The sequence below is a fragment of the Paeniclostridium hominis genome, from assembly GCF_014306135.1.
Classification (GTDB): Bacteria; Bacillota; Clostridia; order Peptostreptococcales; family Peptostreptococcaceae; genus Paraclostridium; species Paraclostridium hominis.
Map to the genome: position 1 here is coordinate 1,458,950 of NZ_JACRWD010000001.1, position 20,937 is coordinate 1,479,886.

The following is a 20,937-nucleotide window of genomic DNA, read 5'->3' on the forward strand; positions in this document are numbered from 1 at the left end:
TTAACATATATGAAAAGCTAATAAAGAGACTTTTAAGAAAGGACTGAGTTTTTATTGACATTAACAAGAGACAGTTCATTTTATAAATCTATATTCAGCATATCACTACCAATAGCTACTCAAAATCTAATAACCTTTGCTATTAGTATGGTTGATACTATTATGCTTGGTAGACTTGGTGAAATTAGCTTGTCTGCTTCAGCTATAGGAAATAATATATTTTTTATACTAGCAGTTATAATATTTGGTGTTGGTAGTGCATCTAGCGTTATGGGAGCTCAGTACTTTGGAAAAAAAGATATAAAGTCAATTCACAAAATTATGGCTATAATGTATAGAATATGTCTCCTTTTAGCTATTTTTTTTACTTTTATATCATTTTTTTTCTCAAAACAACTAATATCTATATTTACAGATGATAAATTAGTTATTGTTGAAGGTGCAACATATCTAAGAATAATTTCTTTAGGTTATATACTCTATGCTCTAACAAGTTGTACCATAACAATACTTAGATCTGTTAAAACTATTAAAATATCACTTTTAGTATATAGTGTGGCTTTGGTTGTTAATATATTTTTAAACTGGGTTTTAATATTTGGTAATTTAGGATTTCCTTCATTAGGAGTAGCTGGAGCTGCTATTGCTACTGTTTTATCTAGGTGTAGTGAAATTCTTGTTATTTTAATATTTATGTCTAAGTTTGAAAGTAAAATAAAGTTTAAATTTAAACATCTTAAATTATTAGATAAAGTAATGTTTAAAGATTTTATAAAAGTTTCTACACCTATAATACTTAATGAATTTTTTTGGGCAATAGGATCTTCTATGATTTGTATTATAGTAGCTAGAATGGGTACAAATGTTGTAGCTGCAAATAGTATAAATAATGTTGTAAATCAATTTGCAACTTTATTTATACATGGATTATCAAGTGCATCTTCTGTAATTATTGGAAATACTGTTGGTGAAGGAGACAAAAAAAAGGTTATGGAATATGCAAATACTATTTGTATACTTAGTATATTTATGGGAATTTTAGCTGGTCTTACAATTTACTTTTTACGACCTATAGCAGTTAATTTATATAATATATCTGATGACACTAAAGCTATTGCTTGTGAAATTATGATAGCAACTTCTATAGTTTCAATTTTTAGAGCATTATCTGCTAATATTTTAATGGGAATATTACGAGGTGGTGGAGATAATAGGTTTGTATTTTTGCTTGAAATGAGTTTTTTATGGTTTATCGCTATTCCACTAGGTTTTATAGCTGCTTTTGTTCTAAAACTTCCTATAGTTTTAGTATTTTTAATTATTAGAAGTGATGAAATACTAAAAAGCTTCATTGGTGCATTTAGGGTTGCCAGAGGTAAATGGATACATGATGTTACTCGTGATTTTTAATTAAATACACTTTTAGCCTAGTGTTAATATTAATTGTATTAATCCTAGGCTATATTAATTATAACTTGTATTTTTATACTTAAAACTTTTTCATCCTCTATTATAAAATATCTTCCATATTATCTCTTCTTTCTCTCTAATTGTATCTTATTTTCTCTAAAATATTGTATAACAATCGATTCTTATATATAAGTTGACTTGATTTTATCAAAGATATTTTATTAAAAGTATTTATATTATGGTAAAATCTACTTATATTATTAAAAGATGAGGTAGGATTTATGATTTTTTTTAATATTTTAATAGATAGTTTTGCTAATTTAGCTAGTATTTTAGGAATTTTTGTGATATTTGGTTTTATTTTTAATGTAATTGAAAATAAAAATAATCAGTTAATTCAACGATCATTAGGAGAAAAGTTTATAATTTTTACAGGCTTTATAGGTACTGTAGTACATGAAGTTAGTCATCTGATTATGGCTTTGATATTTAATCATAAAATAGTTAAAATTGAGTTGTTTAGACCTAGAAAATATAAAGAAGATGGTATATTGGGCTTTGTTAGAAGCACTTATAATCCTAATAGTATTTATCAGCAGGTTGGAAATTTCTTTATAGGTATTGCTCCTATGATTTTGGGAACTTTAACTATATGGCTATTGTTCATTATATTCTCTAATAATATTTATACTATGTTTTTAAATTATATGAATATAGGTTTATATACTAATTATCTTCAATCATCTAATTACTCAGGCTTTTTTGACCTTTTAGGTCATGATGTTTTTTTATTACTTAAGACTATATTTTCCTTTGATTATATTTTTAATGTAAATCATTTGATTATGTTATTTTTAATATATTCTATATCTACTCATATGACTTTAAGTTTGGCAGATTTAAAAGGTAGTTTTAAGGGTTTATTAGTTTGTTTTATTGTTGTTTTTGTAATTACATTTTTAGGTAAGATACTAGGGGTGTCTAATATATTTACAAGTAGTATTGTTTTTAAGATTAATTTATATATTTTTTTATTTTTAATGCTTGGTTTGTTTTTTTCTTTATTAACAATTTTTATATCATTTATTATAAATATTGTAAAAAATGAGTATTTACTAAATTTTAGAAAATAATATATATTGAATTGTTTTTACAGTAAGTTTAAAAGGGGTGAAGTTTTTGGAAATAATTTTAATCATAATAGCATGTATAATTGCATTTATGTTTATAAAGTATATATTGAAAAAAATATTATTAGCTTTATTTATTCTAGGATTTTCAGGTGTTATTATCTTTATCTATAAAATTCCATATAGTATAAGTGTGCTTTCAATTTCAATACTTATTTATTCTATTAAAACTATATTTTCAGAAATTAAACATCTGGGTAGAAACCTTATTAAATCTCGTAGACTATATTTGTATGGATGGCATGAAAAAATGGTAGATTTATTGTTTAGCGTTAATTACATAGTTTTTATGGGTATTTGCTATATGATACTTATGCGTATTTGCTTTTCCATGATAAATATTATGGATCTAGGCATTGCCTTTTGTTTAACATTGGTATGTATATGGGCGGTTGGTCATAGTAGAAGTACATTATTTAGATGTATTAATAAAAAAGAATTTGAAGTTTAAAAAAGGTATGTCATTTTTTATGACATACCTTTTAATTTAAGTATTTAAAACTTCCACATCATAGCATTCTTCTAATTCTTTATCTTGTTTTTTATTGATAATTATATATTCTAAACTTAAAATTATATTAAATATCATCATAACTATAAGACCATATAAATATGGATTTAAATTGTTTCCTATACCGATAGGAGATGTACTCATAAATGCATAGTTAGATCCTATTATATGATTTAGAATAAATATTAATGCATGATATATATTTGTTATGATAACTATTTTCTTAAATTCATATTTATTCATTCCTACATTTTTTACAAATAATAGATAAATAGAACCCCAAAGTAAAAACACATGTCCTATAAAGTATGAAAATTGAGTTATATGTGGAAATGAAAATGGGTCAAGCGCTGGAAATAATATAGCTGATAGTGATCCAAAAATTCCCCAATAAGAACCCATCTTAGCCATAAAATCTTTTTTAAAGATTAATCCTATCAATAAAGTAATTATAGCTATTCTACAATGAAATAAAGGTAATCCTTCTTGTAGTGGATGGTAATTTTCTCTGAAATACCAAAAATATAATACTATTTGTTGAAATAATAAAACAACTCCAACAAAAAGTTCAAAAACTCTACTTTCTTCTTTTCTTATAATAATAAACATGCTAACTAATAAAGCTATACTTAATATAATTAGATGTAATTTGCCAAATGTAGCAAAATGATTTTGTCCTATAGATTTTCTAAAAAAATAATGAAGTTTATCCATGTAAGTCTCCTTAAGTCAATTATTTGCATAAGTATTTGCACGTTGATTGTGTATCTTCAATATTATTTATACTAACCTATTATAATCTATCATGGACGTTTTTCAAATACTTTTTTGATTACTTAAATATTTCTATATTATATTTATATAATTAAAACAAAAAGAAAAGCTTTTATATGCATTTAAATTCTTCTACTACTCAAAAAGACAGGTTTAAGACCTGTCTTTTTTATTTATAATTTATTAACATGTTTACTTAAAATTATTTTAATAATAATTTATATTTTATATGACTTAAATACTAAGAATGAGCTTTAAAAGTCTTAACATATTTTACTTTTGCTAAAGAATGTGAAAGTAAAATAGCTATAGCCATACATACTATTCCTTGAATTAAGTTACCTGGTATAGATGCTGCTGAAATTATTATGCTTCCTTTTAAGATTATTCCAGCTAAAAAATATCCAGTTACCATAGTTATAGTTCCTAAAGCTGTTGCAAATAAACTTTTTATAGTAGTATAGTGATTTCTTATAACAATTCCTACTACATATCCTTCTAATCCTTTTATAATAAGAGTAAATATTGCCCAGTGTTCATATCCACTTAAAATATCTGCTAATGCTGAACCTATTCCTCCTGCAATCATACCTACTACAGGCCCAAATAAAATTGATGATATAAATATTACACTATCACCTATGTTAACATAACCATTCGTTCCTGGCATAGGAATTTGAATAGTCATTGTTGCTATACATACTAATGCTATCATTAATCCATTTAGTACAATTTTTTTCGTTTCATTGTTCATTTTATTATACCTCCCAATAACAAGTCCTTATATCATCAATTATAAGTAATTATATTTAAAGACTCAATAATATTTGTACCCATACAATTTCTTTTTTAACAAGTACAATTTTTTTAACTAATAAAAAAGCTACCTAAAATTAGGTAGCTTTAATTTTATTTATATGCTTTGAAATTTCTAAGTCTTAGTGCATTACCAACAACAGAAACTGAACTTAAACTCATAGCAGCTGCTGCTATCATAGGATTTAAAAGTGGTCCACCAAATAAGTATAATACTCCTGCTGCTACTGGTATACCTATAGTGTTGTATCCAAATGCCCAGAATAAGTTTTGTTTAATGTTTTTAATAGTTTCTTTACTTAATTTAATAGCATTTGGAACATCCATTAAGTCACTTCTCATTAAAACTATACTTGCAGATTCTATGGCAACATCTGTACCACTTCCTATAGCTATACCTATATCTGCTTTTGCTAATGCTGGAGCATCGTTTATACCATCTCCAACCATAGCTACAAAGTTTCCTACATCTTGAAGTTTTTTAACTTCATTTGCTTTATCTTCTGGTAATACTTCTGCTAATACTATGTCTATTCCTACTTCTTTAGCTATTGCATTAGCTGTTTTTTGATTATCTCCAGTAACCATAGCTACTTTGATTCCCATATCATGTAACCTTTCTACTGCTTTTTTACTACTTTCTTTAACTATATCTGCAACAGCTATTATACCAGCTATATTGTTATCTATTGCTATATACATAGGTGTTTTACCTTCACTAGCTAACTTATCTGATTGTATGTGTAAATCTTCTAAACTTATATTTCTGTCATTCATAAGTTTTTTATTACCAAGTAATACTTGATGATTATCTATTGTAACTTCTATACCGTGACCTGTTATAGAATTAAAGTTACTTAAAGTTAAAAACTCTATTTTTTCTTCCTCACCTTTTTTTACTATTGCTTCTCCAAGTGGATGTTCTGATCCTTTTTCTGCACTTGCAGCAATTTGTAAAAGTTCTTTTTCATTTACTACATTTGTAGTTATTATATCTGTTACAACAGGTTTACCCTCTGTTATAGTCCCTGTTTTGTCAAATATTATGGTATCTATTTTATGAGCAGATTCTAATGCTTCTCCACCTTTTATTAATATACCATTTTCTGCACCTTTACCAGTACCAACCATTATAGCTGTTGGTGTTGCAAGCCCTAGTGCACAAGGACACGCTATAACTAATACTGATATAAATATTGTAAGTGAGAATACTACATCTTTTCCACCTATGAAAAACCAAGCTAGAGCACTTATTACAGCTATAGTTAAAACTGCTGGTACAAAATATCCAGATACTGTATCAGCTAATTTTGCTATAGGAGCTTTTGTCCCTTGTGCATCTTCTACTAATTTTATTATTTGAGCTAATGCTGTATCATCTCCAACTTTATCAGCTTTAAATCTTATATTTCCGTTTTTATTAATACTTGCACCTGTTACCCTATCTCCAACTTTTTTACTAACTGGCATACTTTCTCCAGTTAACATAGATTCATCAACTGATGTATGTCCTTCTATAACTACACCATCTACAGGTATTTTGCTACCTGGCTTAACAACTATTATATCTCCTTCTTCAACTTCATCTATAGGTATTTCAATTTCTTCGTTATTTTTAACTACTATAGCAGTCTTTGGTTGAAGTCCCATAAGTTTTTTTATAGCTTCTGAAGTTTTACCTTTAGATCTTGATTCTAAATATTTTCCAAATAATATTAAAGCTATTATTATACCTGCACTTTCATAGTATAATTGATGATGATGCCCTGACATAGTCATAGTATCTGTACTTGCTAATTGAATTGTTGTATATATACTATATAAAAGTGCTGCAGCTGTTCCTACTGCAACTAAAGAATCCATATTAGGACTTTTTGCAAGCATTGCTTTAGTACCATTAATGTAGAATTTATATCCAGCTCCTACTATTGGTATAACTAGTATTAATTGAATTAATGCATAGTTTAAAGTATTAGTCATAGGATTTATAAATTCTGGTATAGGTAGTGGGCCAAATGGTTTTGGCATCATAGGTCCCATAGCTATATATAGTAATGGTATTGCAAATATTATTGATATTATAAGTTTAGTTTTTAATACCTTTAATTCCTTTTCTTTTCTTAATCTATCTTCATCTATAGCTTCTTTTTTAGCTTCATCTATAACTTTATATCCAGCCTTTTCTACTGCACTTTTTATCTGTGAAACTTTAACTTTTGACTGATCATATTGTATAGTTGCTCTATCTGTTGCTATATTTACATTTACACTTTCTATTCCATCAAGTTTTTTTATGTTTCTCTCTACTGCTTTAGCGCAAGATTGGCATGTCATTCCTTCTATTTTTATATCCAACTTTTTAGCTTCATCCACAACTTTATATCCAGCTTTTTCTACTGCGCCTTTTATTTGTGAAATTTTTACTATCGATGGATTATAGTTTATAGTTGCTCTATCTGTTGCTATATTTACATTTACATCTTCTATTCCATCAAGCTTTTTTATGCTTCTCTCTACCGCTTTAGCACAAGATTGACACGTCATTCCTTCTATTTTTATGTCTAGTTTTTTATTTTTATTTTCCGACTTTATTCCATAACCCGCTTTTTCAACGGCAGATTTTATATCATCAAAGCTAACCTTATTTTTATCATACTGTATAGTCATTTTTTCGGTTGCTATATTTACATTTTGATCTTCTACCCCGTCTATTTTTTTTACTGCTCTTTCGACAGCTTTAGCACAAGATGCACAGGTCATACCTGTTATTTGGTAGCTGTCTTTTTGTGTATTTACATCCACTGGTCCTCACCATCCTTATTTAATTTATTATTATAATATTTCTCACTTTAAAAGTGATTCTATTACATTATACCCCCTATGGGTATTTTAAAACAAGTTTTTTTAAAATTTTTTTTTAAAATAAAAAGCACAGAGTTTTATACTCAGTGCTAAAGGTATCCTTTTATTAAATTTTATATTAAAATTTCTATTTGACCTAATGACTTTTCCTTACCATTCATCCCGACTCTAGTCATTATGTATATCTCATGAAAATCACTTTTAGGCTCTATATTATTCTTTTTAATATAGTCCATAATTATATCGTAATACTTTCCTGAATCTCTATAAGCATCATCAAAATACATAGTTAAATAATTTCCTTTAGGTATAGATATTATATTCTCATCTTTATAAGGTACATTTTCCCCTAAATTTATCATTACATTGTTGTATACTATATTTCCATTTAATTTTATTTCTTTATAAGATGTAGTAAAAGATATTTCAGCATTTACATTTTCATAATCTCTTTCCACTTCTAATAATACTTTACTTAAATTTATTTCAAATTCATCTGTATATCTATCTTTATAATTATATATTTTAAATTTTCTTTCTTCATTATGTTTTACAAATACTTTATTTATACCTTGTACTAATGAAAATCCTATTTTATTTTCAAGAGATTCAACTTTATTTTTAATATTTTCTAATTCTTTTATCTTTTCATTAATCATTTTCTTTTGATTTCCTAATATATCAAATATAGATTCTAAAGATTTATAGTTATTTGTAACTTCTTTAATCTCATCTAACGACATACCCATAGCTTTACACTGTTTTATTAAGTATATAGTATTAAAATCTTTCATTGAATAATATCTATATCCTGTCTCTTTATTTGTATATGATGGTTTAAGCAAACCTACTTTTTCATAGTGCCTCAGAGTCTGAACAGATATATTGTTTAATTTAGCCATCTGGCCAATTGATAAATACTTCCCCATTTCATCACCTCTAATATATTTTAACATATAAAAGCTACCCCTATTTAAATAAGGGTAGCTTTTATTATATTAAATATTAGAAAATTCTTCTACTGAAATGTTACTTTCTATTTTTTCATTTTCATTTATAACTTTTGCAGTGTATCGTTTAACATTTGCAATTACGTACATAACTATAAATGTTATAGATTCTGAAACTAATACACTTGACCATATACCATTTAGTCCGAATAATTTAGGTAATACTATTAAGCAAATTGGTAAAAATACCATTGATCTAAATAAACAAATTAAATTTGAGAATTTTGGTATTTCTATAGCTTGATAGTAAACTAAAGTGTTTAAGTTTATACTACCTATTATATAAGCTAAACATGCTATTTTGATACCATGATATCCAAGTTTAGCTATTTGAGCATCTGTTGTAAATATACCAACTATACTTCTACCAAATACAAAACATATTAAAGCTGCACTTATACTAACTATAAGTGAACACTTACAGTTTATGCTATAAAACTTTAACATTTTCTTAGAATCTCTTCTACCGAAATTGTAACTTATAAGTGGTTGTGCTCCAAATGTTAATCCTAGTAAAACCATATATATATTTGTAGTTATATAATTTATTATACTATATGTTGATATACCTATTTCTCCCATAAAGTTTGATAAAGCTATATTGTGTAAAAATACTATTATAGAGAAACTTGCCTGACCAAAAAATGATGGGAATCCTACATTTAAAACTTCTTTTATAGTAGCTTTGTCTAAAGATGTATTTCCAAAGCTTAAATATCCTCTTTTCTTTATAAAATGAGGAAGTAATATAAGCACTGTAACTATCTGCCCAAGACCCGTAGCTATTGCTGCTCCTTTTATACCCATAGCTAAAGGGAATATAAATACATAATCAAGTATTACATTAGTTATAGCTCCTGCAATAGTCGAAACCATAGCAAGCTTTGGTCTATTATCATTTCTAACAAAACTATTAAGTACTATACCTACTAAGTTAGGTGTACAAAATATTGCATAGTATAAAAGATAATCAGCTGCTAATGGCTCTAAATTCTCAGTTGCTCCTAACATTCTTACTATAGGTTTATTAAATATAATACATACTAAACTTGTTATTATACTTATTATTAATAATAATTTAAATACCTGTCTAAATATATCTACTGCTTTATCAACTTCATCAGCACCTACATTTTTAGATACTAATGCTCCTCCACCTACTGCTAGCATATTTGCAATTCCAAATAATACAACAGTAAAAGGAAGTACTATATTTACAGCAGCTAAAGCCGAGCTTCCAACACCTTGACCTACAAAAATTCCATCTATAACAGTATATAATGACGATATAAACATTGCCAATGATGATGGAATGGCATAACTTAAAAATTCTTTAACCATATTATACCTCCTATAATTTTTCCTAAATCAAATTATAAAGTCTATAGTAGGTATAGAGTCAATAATATTTATTTATTTTTTAAGTTTTCTAACTAAAATAAAAAGCTCACACCTTATTTTTGATGTAAGCTTTTAATCTTTCACTATATTTTTGTTATTTACGATTATCATCATTTAACGTAAATAGCGTGTATATAGAATATAAACCAGCTAATCCTACTAATGTAAATATACTTTTACTTATCATTGAATAAGTTCCACCAAATAAATTTCCTACAAAGTCTAAATTAAATAGACCTATAGTTCCCCAGTTTAAAGCTCCTATTATAACTAATACTAATGCTATTTGTCTTAATAACATAATACCACACTCCTTATGAAGTTTTTTCTCTGAGTTAGTATTTCCAATATTTATTTAAATATTCCATTTTTTATAAGATTTCTGTAATTTTATTAACTTATAAAATATATGTTAAAATAATATTGATAGTAAAATATATTTTATTAATGGGGGTTTTTTATGTTTATTAAAAATGAAAGTTTAGTCGATAAAGCTAGATATTCTAAGAAGCTGCCTAATTTAATTTGGGCTATTATCCTAGCTTTAGTATTTTTAAATGTAGGAGCTATACTTGGTTCACTTATAATTACACCACTTGTTATTTTTTTAAGTGTCTCCCATATTTTTTCATTTAATTTTATAGCACTTTTAGCTTCTTTGCTTAGTTTTTTGGGAATATCTTTATTAGTATTTTTCAGAGTAAAAAAAATAGAAAAAAGAAAAATTTCATCTATTGGTTTTTCTAAAGAAAAGTGGCTAAAAAAATATGTTATTGGATTTTTAATAGGATTGATATTAATGGGACTAGTTGTTTTAATATTATATTTATTTGGGTTTGCTAAAATAAATATAACTCCAACTCAGCCAATAGGTAAACTTGCCTTAGTTAACGTATTTGTGTTATTAATTGGATGGATAATTCAAGGTGGTACGGAAGAAATATTAACTAGAGGATGGCTTATGAATGTTTTAGGCGCTAGATATGGTATAAAATTTGGACTGTTTATTTCTTCTGTATTTTTTGGAGCTCTACATCTACTTAATCCTAATGTAAATTATGTAGCAATTTTAAACATAATATTAGTTGGATATTTATTTGGTTTATATGTAATAAAAACTAACGACCTTTGGGGTGCTTGTGGTATTCACAGTGCTTGGAATTTTGCTCAAGGAAATTTATTTGGTTTTGAAGTTAGTGGTTTAAATGTCAATGTAGGAAGCTTATTTGATTTTAATCTAACTGGAAATAGTCTTATTTCAGGTGGTTCTTTTGGTCCTGAAGCTGGTCTTTGTTCTACACTTATTTTAATTTTAGGTATAATAATTATTCTTTTACTTGATAAAAAAGGTGTATTTAATAAATATAATTGATAAATAAGTTAATTATATAAATAGTTATAATTTTAACTTAGGAGGATATTATGTTAGAAGAGGTAATGACTAAATATATTCCTATATTGGTTAGTATATTTGAAATTATGGGCGTAATAATTATAACAATAGGTGCTTTTAAAGCTTTTTACTTTTATTTAAGTAATAATCTTTTTAGTAAAAAGTATGGTTTTAAACATCAATTTGCAACTGCTATGGCAACTGGATTAGAATTCAAATTAGCTGCTGAAATTTTAAAAACAGTACTTGTTAAAACATTAGATGAACTTGTAATTTTAGGTGCTGTATTTTTACTTAGAGTACTTATGACTTTTGTTATTGAATGGGAAATAAAACAAGATAGTAAAGAAAATAATATAGTCAAAGATAAATCTTAAAAAAGAACAGTCTAAAATACCATCTTATTTAGATAATATTTTAGACTGTTTTTTTTAATTAATCTCTATTCAATCATATTTTCCCATGATGGTAAGTTGTATATTTCGTATTATCAGCCTTATATTTAGCATATTTAGCCTATAATTTAATTGCTTTAGTAGCAATATATGTATCTATATATTCATCCAATAACCCACCACCAGAATTGTCTTCATAAAATCCACATATTATAAATCCAGCATCAATTTGTCCGCCTATTTGGCTTTGTAGCGAATGTCCGAATTCTAATGTATCATGAGTATTTATTCTTTCTTCTAATTGCTTTTGAGAAAGTTGTTCTATATCTGAATAAGGAATGCTATTGCTTACAACTAGCTTATTATTTTTTTCCCATTCATATAAGTCAAATATATATGAAATTGGATTTGCAAATCCAGATATTAAAATTCCACCTTTTTTTAATACTCTATAGCACTCATTCCAAGTTTGTTCAATATTATCTACAAAACTATTTGATACCGGGTGGAATATAAAATCAAAACCTTCATTTTCAAATCTTGATAAATCTCTCATATCCCCTTGTTCTAATTTTATGTCTAAGTTATCTCTATTTGCTACCATATTATCTTTTAAAAGCTGTTCTTTACTATTGTCAAATACAGTAACTTTAGAACCTAATGCTGAAAATATAGGTCCTTGTTGACCTCCACCTGAAGCTAGGCAAAGTACGTTTTTGCCATTTATATCTCCTATCCATTCTTTAGGAACTGGTTTTGTAGGTGTTAATAATAATTTAAATTCTCCTTTTCTAGCTTTTTCTACTTCTTCTGAACTTACTGGTATCGTCCATTTGTTTCCTATCTTGACTTCATTATCCCAAGCGTCTCTATTGTATTTTAATATATCCATATATCCCCCCCAATTTTTATTTAATTGTATCTTCTATAAATTTATTATCCATAACTTTGTATTAGAATTATAATTAAATAAAATTTTAAGCTTAAAAACAAAAAAGTAAGTAATGTTGTTATTACTTACTTTAATCTGTATTTTGGGAAAATCAAAAATATTAAATATATTATATAATTTTATCTCCTTCATTATTGAAAAAATCTAATACATTTTGTACAAATACATCCACATGTTTATTTTTACTATTTTTATTTCTTGCAATACAATATTCAAATTTGTGATGTGATTTGTTTAATTTAAAAGCATTTACACTTTCAACTTTATAAAGTGATTCTTTTGGTAAAACAGCTATCCCTCTGTTAATGCTTACCATAAAAATTAACTCTCCAAAAGAGTCAACCAATTTAGTTATATTGGGTTCAAATCCATCATTCTCAAAATACTTTATAGTATCTTTATGATAACTTGAGCTAAATTCCTTAGAAAAAATTATAAGTGGTTCTGATTCTAAATCCTTTCCAGTAACTTCAAATCGATTATTCCAATGATGGTCCTTAGATGTAATAACATACATCTCACAATCAAAAACTGAATATAACTCAAATTCTTCTAATTCTTTTAGCTTACTTTCATTTCCAAATACTATATCTAAGTTGTTTTTTTTAGCATTTTCAACTAAGTTGTTTGGATTATTTTCTTTTAATTCAATATTTATATTAGGATTATTTTGACTATAGTTTTGTAAAATTTTTTGTAAAAAACTTTTTTCAATGATTCCAGAAATTCCTATATTTATATTTCCTGAATATCCATTTTCTAATGATTTTATTTCTTCAACTGCATTGTAATAATCATTTATAATATGTTTACATCTTCTGCAAAACTTTTTACCAGCAAATGTAAGCTTTGCTCTGTATTCACTTCTATCAAATAATTGTATTCCTAATTCATTTTCTATAGATTGAATTTGTTGACTTATAGCAGTTTGTGATATGTTGCAATTTTTAGCAGCTTGTGTGAAACTTCCGTATTCTACAGCTGCTAAAAAATATTCTATTTTTCTTAAATCCATATGTTAATCTCCATATTTTTTTAATAAAATGATATATTTTATATTTTTCTATCTCTACCTGATATTATACCTACAAGTAATAAAATAATATGCATAAATATCATTAAAATTAGTGAGCTTGTCCATGAATTAGTTATATCATGTATCGAACCAAAAAGTATTGGCCCTGTTGCTCCTAAAAAATATCCTATAGCTTGTGATACTCCAGATAAAGCTGATGTTTCTGCTGAACTCTTTGACCTTACTGCAAAGAATAAATATGCGAAACTTAAACTAGCACCTTGTCCTACTCCCATAAGAACTAATCCTATTATAAGTGTAGGAATATTAGATGTAAATAATGATAAACATCCTATTAGTGAAATTATAGTTGTAAGAGTTACAAATTTACTTTGACTTTTTTTCTTTCCTGCTATAATTGGGATTATATACATTGTAGGCATACTACATAATTGTATGGTCATTAATGCTAATGCTGAAAAGCTTGCAGACACTCCTCTGTTTATCAATATTGAAGGTACCCATGCAAATATTGCATATGCAATCCACGATTGAATACCCATAAACAGTGCTATTGCTATTACTAATTTAGATTTTAACATAGTTGATATTTTAATATCATTTTCTTGATTTGTTTTTTCATCTTTTTTATTCATATTTTTACTAAAAACTATCCAAAGAGCTAATGCTATAGATGTTGTTATGATAAAAGCTTCAAAAGTTAATCTCCATCCTAAAATTGAGTAAAGAAAAATACTTGAGCCAGATCCAACCGCACTAAATAGTCCCATAGTCATTGTAAAAGTACCAGTTAATTTTCCCACTTCATCTTTTTTAGAATTTTCAACTATAACACTTGGTAAAACTACATTTGATATACCAATTCCTATAGCAAGTAAAATACTTCCTATAAATAAAGTACTAACTAACCCTAAAGATCTTACTATAAGTCCTATTATAATTAATATTAAACTCCCCTTAATAGTAGCTTTTTTACCAAATTTATTATCTATTTTTGGGGCAATTATTGAAATTACTGCAAATCCAAGTAATGGTATTGATGTTAACAGTCCAAATATTGAATCGTCACATGTAAAACTTTTTTTCAAATATGGTATTAACGGGCCAACCATAGTTAAAGGTCCTCTCAAATTTGCTGCTATAAAAATAATTACTAATGTCAATAGACCTTTTTTATTTTTCATAAGAATATCTCCTTCTTTAATTTTATAATGATTTTTATAAATATTTAGTATTTTTAAATAATTATATATTTTTATTAGATAAAAAGATAATACAAATATATACAAAACATCATAAGTAAAACTTATGATGTTTTGTATATATTATAATTTCAAGCATAAGAAAGCACTTACTTAAAAAAAGTAAGTGCTTTATATTTGTGAATATTTATTAAAATTTTCCCAATCTCCATTTTCTAAAAACATCTTTGCCCTACTATCAGCTCTAGCAACTAAATCTTTATCATATCCCATGAATCCTAATAATTTAATAGCATTTCTAGTTTCAGCACGACCAGTATGAAGCTTATAATCAAATTTAATATCATCATCTGTTATAGTCTCCTCAAAATGGTAATTGTCAAATAAATCTTCAAGTATATAGGTAAGCTCTACATCATGAGTTGCTGCAAAACATATAGTATTATCATTTTCTATACTTTTTAAAACCTCACTTGATGATGCTATCCTTTCAACTGTATTTGTTCCTCTAAGAATTTCATCTACAAAACATAAGCAAGGTATATCATTATTTATACTATCTAATATCCTTTTTAAAGATTTAATTTCAACTATATAATAACTTTCGCTACTATTTATATCATCTTTTAGAGCCATAGATGTATATATATTAAAATATGATGATTTATATTCTTTTGCAAAACAAGTATATATAGTTTGAGCTAAGATAGCATTTATAGCTACTGTCTTTATAAAAGTAGATTTTCCAGAAGCATTAGACCCTGTAAGTAATACACCTCTTGAAAAATTCCCGCTGTTTAGTACTGGATTTTTTATAAGTGGATGATAAATTTTTTCAAATTCTATATAATTTTCTTTTTTTGATTTTGATTTAGTAAGTATCGGCTTAATATAAAAACTTAAACTATCTCTAAAAGATGCTATAGCTATTAAAGCATCTATCATTCCAACATATTCATATATAGCTTTTAAATCTTCTTTATTTTTTATAATAGTATTTTTAACTTTCTCATAAGTTTTTAATTCTTTTAAAAATATTAAATTTGCATACTCAGAAAATACATCCATATCACTCATAATAGATTTAGTTTCACTTCCAACACTTTTTCTTTTTATATGCTTAACATTATTTAAGTTTTTTTCTATACTATATACATTTTCTTCTATTTCTTTAATATTCATATTTTTTATTTTATTAGCTACGTTTATAATGCTTATCATATAGCTAAATCCACTAGCATCATAATTTTTAACTTTACTTCGCTGACTTATGAATACATTTACTACTGCAAGTCCTATAGTTAGTGCCAAGAACATAGGATTTATAAGAAGTAATAATAAACTAAGTGTTGGTAGCCACGATATTAATCTATATTTTAATAGTTTACTTTTACTATCATCAGCTTCATTAAATAAACAATTAGTTATATATAATTCATCGCTTTTTCCAAGTTTACCTAAAATAAGCTGTATAGCTTGTCTTTCTTTTTCATTATTTCTAAAGTAATCTATAACTTTATCTCTTTTAATTAAAACTTCTTTATTATATAATGGCTTTCTTAATATATCATATAGTACTTCTTGTCCTGCTGTGCATTGAGTATTGTTTATCTTCTTAAATACATCATCCATATTTAAATCATTCCAAGTTATATTATCTATTGTATTTTTTTCATTTTTATTTCTAAAATAACTTGATACGTTATTCATTTTTATCATTACTTCATCTAAGTCGATTTCTTTTCCATACTGATTTATTATATTTAACTTTATGTACTTTAATCTTCTCCTATTTTCAAATATGGCAAAGCTAGTTCCTATTAATAGTATTGCTCCTGCTCCTACTAATAATTTTAAAATTTCAATTCCCATTTTTTCACAACCTTTTTATTTAGCTATTTTTAGATTTTAATTCTTTTATTTCTTTTATTATATTAATAAAATCTTTGTTATCTTTTATTTCATCAAAGTCTTTTAATAAGCTCATTATTAAAAACTCATATGCATCATAAGCATTTGTATTATCTTCTACTTTATCTAATTTATCAAAACACCATTTAGTATTTGGACTTTTAAACTTATTTAAATTGTACTTTCTAACAATTACCATCATTTCCTTTAAAGTATTTATAGCTTTTTCTATATCCCCTTGCCTTAAATATATATGTGCTAAACTCATGAAGCTTAAGTATGTCATTTGTTCATCTTCAAATATTTTTTTAATCTCTATAGATAATTCAAAGTATTTTTGAGCTTTATCAAAATCAATATAATCTAATTCTTTTCCATCTTTATAATTATAGTAGTTTGTTCCAAGTGCTATAGCTGCTCCCATAGCTTCTATTAATGCTGTTTGCAAATTTTCTTGCATTAATTTTCTTGCTTGTTCTACTTTGCCTTGTTCAGTATATATAATAGGTAGTACCATATTGGGATTACAAGTTGGTTTATATATCTTTTTTATAGCTTCTTCTGCTTTATCAGCTTGATTTTTTAATAAATATTGGCTGCTTATTAAAGTTAGTGATGCTTCTTTAATTTTCATATCTTTAGTGTTTTTCACAGAGTTTTCTAGTATCTTTATACTATCTTCAACTAAGTTTTCTCGTACATTTTCATCAGTTATATTTGCATAAGCCATAACATGAAGTCCTACTAATCCATAGTGTAACTTATAGTTTGAAGGATATTTTCTTATGTATTTTTTATGTATATCTAAATATCCATCTATGTCTGAATTTATAATATAAGCTTCACATTCTTTAACTATTTTTATTATTTCACTATCTTCTAATTCTGCTTTGTAGTTTAGTAGATTATCTATGGTAACTTCAAACAAATTAGCTAATATGGGTAGTATAGTTATATCTGGATAAGTTGTACCACTTTCCCATTTTGATATAGCTGGAGTTGATACACCTACATACTGAGCTAAATCTTCTTGTGTCATACCTTTATCTTTTCTAAGTTTTTTTATAACTTCTCCTATTTTTAAGCTTTCCATATCTTTTCCCCCTTTGATACTATATAATTAGTATATATTACCTTTTAAGAATAAACAATTTACTAAAATTTAACTTTTATTCAAATTTTTTAACTACAAGTTAATATAATTATAAATATTTATTAATAAATATATTTTGTTTAGGACATAGTTAAAGACACATTAATAGATAATGTGCCTTTTTTATTGATTAAAATCTTTGTCGTTTTTGTAAAACTATATCTAGATATTAATAATGTAGGTAAACCCAATGCCCCAAGTAATACTTTATTTTTCATAAATAACATTTTACCTTCAAAATTAATTAACCCAACTCTCAGTGCATTAAGCTTTTTTATAAATCAAAGTTGTTTTAAATTTAAATTTATATCTTACTAATAAAACTATATAAATAATTAAAGAAAGTACTCCAACATAGAAAACTCAATTAAAAAAACTCCCAGCTCTTAAAACAGGTCTATAATCTATTCCCAGGTCAAGTTGGGCCGATCTTCCATTTTTATCTGGAATACCTAAACTCACCCCTCTCATAGCCATAGATTTAGTTTGATTTGAATTATCACTATATCATAAATAGGTTTTTTCTCAGAAGCTAAAGTAATATTAGCAAATCTTATATATTTAAATTCTTTATCTTTTAATATATTTTCAAATTGCTTTTTATATGTTTCTGGCTTATCTATTCTGTCTTCAATACCTGCTTTATAAAGTTTTCCACGTAAATCATATGCTAGATACTCTACTTTATCAACTAATCTATCTGCATAAACCATAGTTGCAAGCCCTACGATTAATGATAATATAAAAATATTTCTAAAGATATTTATAAATTTCTTATTTAGTTTTTCATTATCCTTTTTACTTTCATTAAGGGCTTTATGTAAATCCTTTAACATATCTGTCCCATCATCAAATTGATTTATAGCTTCATGTTGTGCATCTTCTTCTGAATATCCCTTAGAAATAAATTCATTAGTTTATGTTACTAAATGTCCTCTTAACTCTTCTTTTAAATCTTTAACTTCTTTACTTCTATCATTTATATATAAAGAATTTAAATATTCATCAATTATTTTCATAGTCTATAATCTCCCCTTTAAAAATTTATTCATAATATTTTGCACAAAATTCCATTCTTTTATCTTTATATCTAAAGCTTCTTTTCCTTCTTCAGTTATGTGATAATATTTTCTTCTACTTCCTGCACCTTGTTCATTTCCCCAATAAGATTTTATCAATCCTTTTGATTCAAGCCTTTTAAGAGATATATACATAGTTCCGTCTTTAAGTTCAAATGTAGTTTTTTCTCTAACTATTTTTGCTATTTCATATCCATATGAATCTTTTTCATCTAAAATTGCCAATATTAATGTATCTATATGACCTTTTAGAACTTCTTTATTTAGTTCCATAATTTCACCTCCTTATATATACCTCATTATACGAGGTAGTTACATATATATAATAAATCATAATACCTCGAATGCAAGTTAATATGGCATAGATTTTATTTAAGATATAGTTAAAGACACATTAATAAGTAATGTGCCTTTTTTATTGATTAAAATTTTCATTGTAATTTACTATTTAGATATGTAACTTAATTTAATAGTAGTCATATGATTCATTGGATTTTCATCATGAATCATAGTTAAAACCCCATCTTTAAAATCTGCATTCTTAAAGTTCATAATTTCTCTTAAACTCAAGTTCACTTTTATAAATATGACTAAATAATATAACTGCTATTATATAAAATCCTACTGTAAAATAATACGGAACAGTATAAGATATATTTTCCATTAAAAATCCGCCAATGGCTATTCCTATGGCTCTACTTATATTACTGGATAAAGATATTAAACTACTCATATTAGTTCTTTCTTTATCTGAAACCATTTCCATTGATAAGTTTTGTATTAATGGCATAGCCATATTCATAAGTCCATTTCTCATAAAAAATGATATCGTTATTATTATTATTCCCTGAGGAAAAGCAATTGATAATAAAAATGGTATAGATAATAACTGACAAATAATAACTGATTTAACTTTTCCAAATTTTGATGACATAAAAGGAATAACCATACCACCTATAATACATCCAAACTGAGATATAGAAAGTATAGTTCCAACGATACTATCTTCTATATTCATTGAATATTTTAAATAAACACTAAAAAATGGAACTATTATACCTGCACCTATACCAATTAAAAATTGATATATCATAAAATTTGCAACTTTTTTATTAAATATAGATACATATCCTTTAAAACAATCTTTTAAACTTCTAGTCTCTAAGTTTTCTGGTTCTTTCATAAAATATATAGGAACTAACGCTAATATAGATAAAATTGCAGATATTATAAATACATACTTTATAGCTTCACTCGATGTAAAGTAATTGCTTAAATAAGAAGACATCACGCCTCCTAAAAATGATGCACTCATCATACCAGCATTAGATATTATAAAATTTGTACTAAATACAGAAACTCTTTCTTTTTCTGTGGTATTTTCAAGTATATACATTCCTTCTGCTGTTGATTTCATACTCATACCAAATCCATTTATTATTGCCATAACTACTATTAAGATTGGATTATTAACAAGTACTATAAAACTAGATCCAATAGCTATACATAGAAAACCTAAGTAAAAGCTTTTCTTTCTACCGATTCTTTCTATTAAGTAAGCACTTAGTATAGATGCTATAGCTATTGAAAAAGTGTTAATTGAAAGTATATTTCCAACAAATTGTTCTTGATATCCTATTTCTTTTAGATATATCCCCACAAACATATTAAAAATTCCCATAGCAAAAGAAGCTATAAGATTTATAGCAAGAAATAATTTAATATTCTTACTGAGCTTTACCTTACCCTTATTTCCCATTAAATTCCCCTCTTCTCATTCTCTTTTTGTCTATCCCAATATAAGTGTATTCTTTTTTTTGAATTTTTTCAATAATCATGTGA

The 20,937-nt window shown here is 25.9% G+C and carries 18 protein-coding genes; 4 read left to right on the forward strand and 14 right to left on the reverse strand.

Going from position 1 to position 20,937, the window contains the following annotated elements; genetic code table 11:
• The first annotated feature begins 54 nt into the window (after nucleotides 1–54).
• Complete coding sequence (locus H8891_RS06990; protein ID WP_187005778.1) at nucleotides 55–1,410, forward strand: MATE family efflux transporter; 1,356 nt, start codon at nucleotides 55–57, stop codon at nucleotides 1,408–1,410.
• A 281-nt stretch (nucleotides 1,411–1,691) separates the two neighbouring features.
• Nucleotides 1,692–2,543 carry a hypothetical protein gene (locus H8891_RS06995; protein WP_187005779.1) on the forward strand — a complete coding sequence of 284 codons (852 nt, stop codon included), beginning with the start codon at nucleotides 1,692–1,694 and terminating at the stop codon, nucleotides 2,541–2,543.
• Between the two features lie 544 nt (nucleotides 2,544–3,087).
• Here H8891_RS06995 and H8891_RS07000 read toward each other — a convergent pair.
• The 6 genes from H8891_RS07000 to H8891_RS07025 all read right to left on the reverse strand — a co-directional run bounded on the left by H8891_RS07000 (nucleotide 3,088) and on the right by H8891_RS07025 (nucleotide 10,275).
• A complete protein-coding gene (locus H8891_RS07000) occupies nucleotides 3,088–3,825 on the reverse strand; it encodes a YwaF family protein (protein ID WP_187005780.1) in 738 nt (245 codons plus the stop codon).
• 301 nt (nucleotides 3,826–4,126) lie between these two features.
• Nucleotides 4,127–4,639 carry an ECF transporter S component gene (locus tag H8891_RS07005; RefSeq protein ID WP_187005781.1) on the reverse strand — a complete coding sequence of 171 codons (513 nt, stop codon included), beginning with the start codon at nucleotides 4,637–4,639 and terminating at the stop codon, nucleotides 4,127–4,129.
• A gap of 155 nt (nucleotides 4,640–4,794) precedes the next feature.
• Nucleotides 4,795–7,503 carry a heavy metal translocating P-type ATPase gene (locus H8891_RS07010; protein ID WP_330604924.1) on the reverse strand — a complete coding sequence of 903 codons (2,709 nt, stop codon included), beginning with the start codon at nucleotides 7,501–7,503 and terminating at the stop codon, nucleotides 4,795–4,797.
• Nucleotides 7,504–7,676: 173 nt separating this feature from the next.
• On the reverse strand, nucleotides 7,677–8,519 hold the full coding sequence (locus H8891_RS07015) for a MerR family transcriptional regulator (protein ID WP_243207773.1): 843 nt from the start codon (nucleotides 8,517–8,519) through the stop codon (nucleotides 7,677–7,679).
• A gap of 42 nt (nucleotides 8,520–8,561) precedes the next feature.
• Nucleotides 8,562–9,914 carry an MATE family efflux transporter gene (locus H8891_RS07020; RefSeq protein ID WP_147543838.1) on the reverse strand — a complete coding sequence of 451 codons (1,353 nt, stop codon included), beginning with the start codon at nucleotides 9,912–9,914 and terminating at the stop codon, nucleotides 8,562–8,564.
• Between the two features lie 154 nt (nucleotides 9,915–10,068).
• Nucleotides 10,069–10,275, reverse strand: coding sequence for a DUF378 domain-containing protein (locus H8891_RS07025; protein ID WP_147543835.1), 207 nt, complete (start codon nucleotides 10,273–10,275; stop codon nucleotides 10,069–10,071).
• A 159-nt stretch (nucleotides 10,276–10,434) separates the two neighbouring features.
• Between H8891_RS07025 and H8891_RS07030 the strand changes: the two genes are divergently transcribed.
• Both H8891_RS07030 and H8891_RS07035 read left to right on the forward strand, forming a co-directional pair.
• Nucleotides 10,435–11,346, forward strand: a complete 912-nt coding sequence (locus H8891_RS07030) for a CPBP family intramembrane glutamic endopeptidase (protein ID WP_187005782.1) — start codon at nucleotides 10,435–10,437, stop codon at nucleotides 11,344–11,346.
• A 50-nt stretch (nucleotides 11,347–11,396) separates the two neighbouring features.
• Nucleotides 11,397–11,744 carry a DUF1622 domain-containing protein gene (locus H8891_RS07035; RefSeq protein WP_187005783.1) on the forward strand — a complete coding sequence of 116 codons (348 nt, stop codon included), beginning with the start codon at nucleotides 11,397–11,399 and terminating at the stop codon, nucleotides 11,742–11,744.
• Between the two features lie 139 nt (nucleotides 11,745–11,883).
• Here the strand turns inward: H8891_RS07035 and H8891_RS07040 are convergent, their stop codons facing one another.
• The 8 genes from H8891_RS07040 to H8891_RS07075 form a co-directional block, all read right to left on the reverse strand.
• Nucleotides 11,884–12,654 (reverse strand): class I SAM-dependent methyltransferase, encoded by a 771-nt coding sequence (locus H8891_RS07040; protein WP_187005784.1) that lies wholly within the window; start codon nucleotides 12,652–12,654, stop codon nucleotides 11,884–11,886.
• Nucleotides 12,655–12,823: 169 nt separating this feature from the next.
• Complete coding sequence (locus H8891_RS07045) at nucleotides 12,824–13,729, reverse strand: LysR family transcriptional regulator (protein WP_187005785.1); 906 nt, start codon at nucleotides 13,727–13,729, stop codon at nucleotides 12,824–12,826.
• Nucleotides 13,730–13,767: 38 nt separating this feature from the next.
• The gene (locus H8891_RS07050; protein WP_187005786.1) at nucleotides 13,768–14,934 is read right to left on the reverse strand and encodes an MFS transporter; all 1,167 of its coding nucleotides are present in this window, start codon (nucleotides 14,932–14,934) and stop codon (nucleotides 13,768–13,770) included.
• Nucleotides 14,935–15,123: 189 nt separating this feature from the next.
• Nucleotides 15,124–16,824, reverse strand: coding sequence for a MutS-related protein (locus tag H8891_RS07055; protein ID WP_187005787.1), 1,701 nt, complete (start codon nucleotides 16,822–16,824; stop codon nucleotides 15,124–15,126).
• A 19-nt stretch (nucleotides 16,825–16,843) separates the two neighbouring features.
• Nucleotides 16,844–17,956, reverse strand: a complete 1,113-nt coding sequence (locus H8891_RS07060) for a helix-turn-helix domain-containing protein (protein WP_187005788.1) — start codon at nucleotides 17,954–17,956, stop codon at nucleotides 16,844–16,846.
• Nucleotides 17,957–18,483: 527 nt separating this feature from the next.
• Nucleotides 18,484–18,852 (reverse strand): hypothetical protein, encoded by a 369-nt coding sequence (locus tag H8891_RS07065; RefSeq protein WP_187005789.1) that lies wholly within the window; start codon nucleotides 18,850–18,852, stop codon nucleotides 18,484–18,486.
• Between the two features lie 186 nt (nucleotides 18,853–19,038).
• Complete coding sequence (locus H8891_RS07070; RefSeq protein ID WP_147543819.1) at nucleotides 19,039–19,368, reverse strand: PadR family transcriptional regulator; 330 nt, start codon at nucleotides 19,366–19,368, stop codon at nucleotides 19,039–19,041.
• Between the two features lie 268 nt (nucleotides 19,369–19,636).
• Nucleotides 19,637–20,854, reverse strand: coding sequence for an MFS transporter (locus H8891_RS07075; protein ID WP_187005790.1), 1,218 nt, complete (start codon nucleotides 20,852–20,854; stop codon nucleotides 19,637–19,639).
• Between the last annotated feature and the right edge of the window lie 83 nt (nucleotides 20,855–20,937).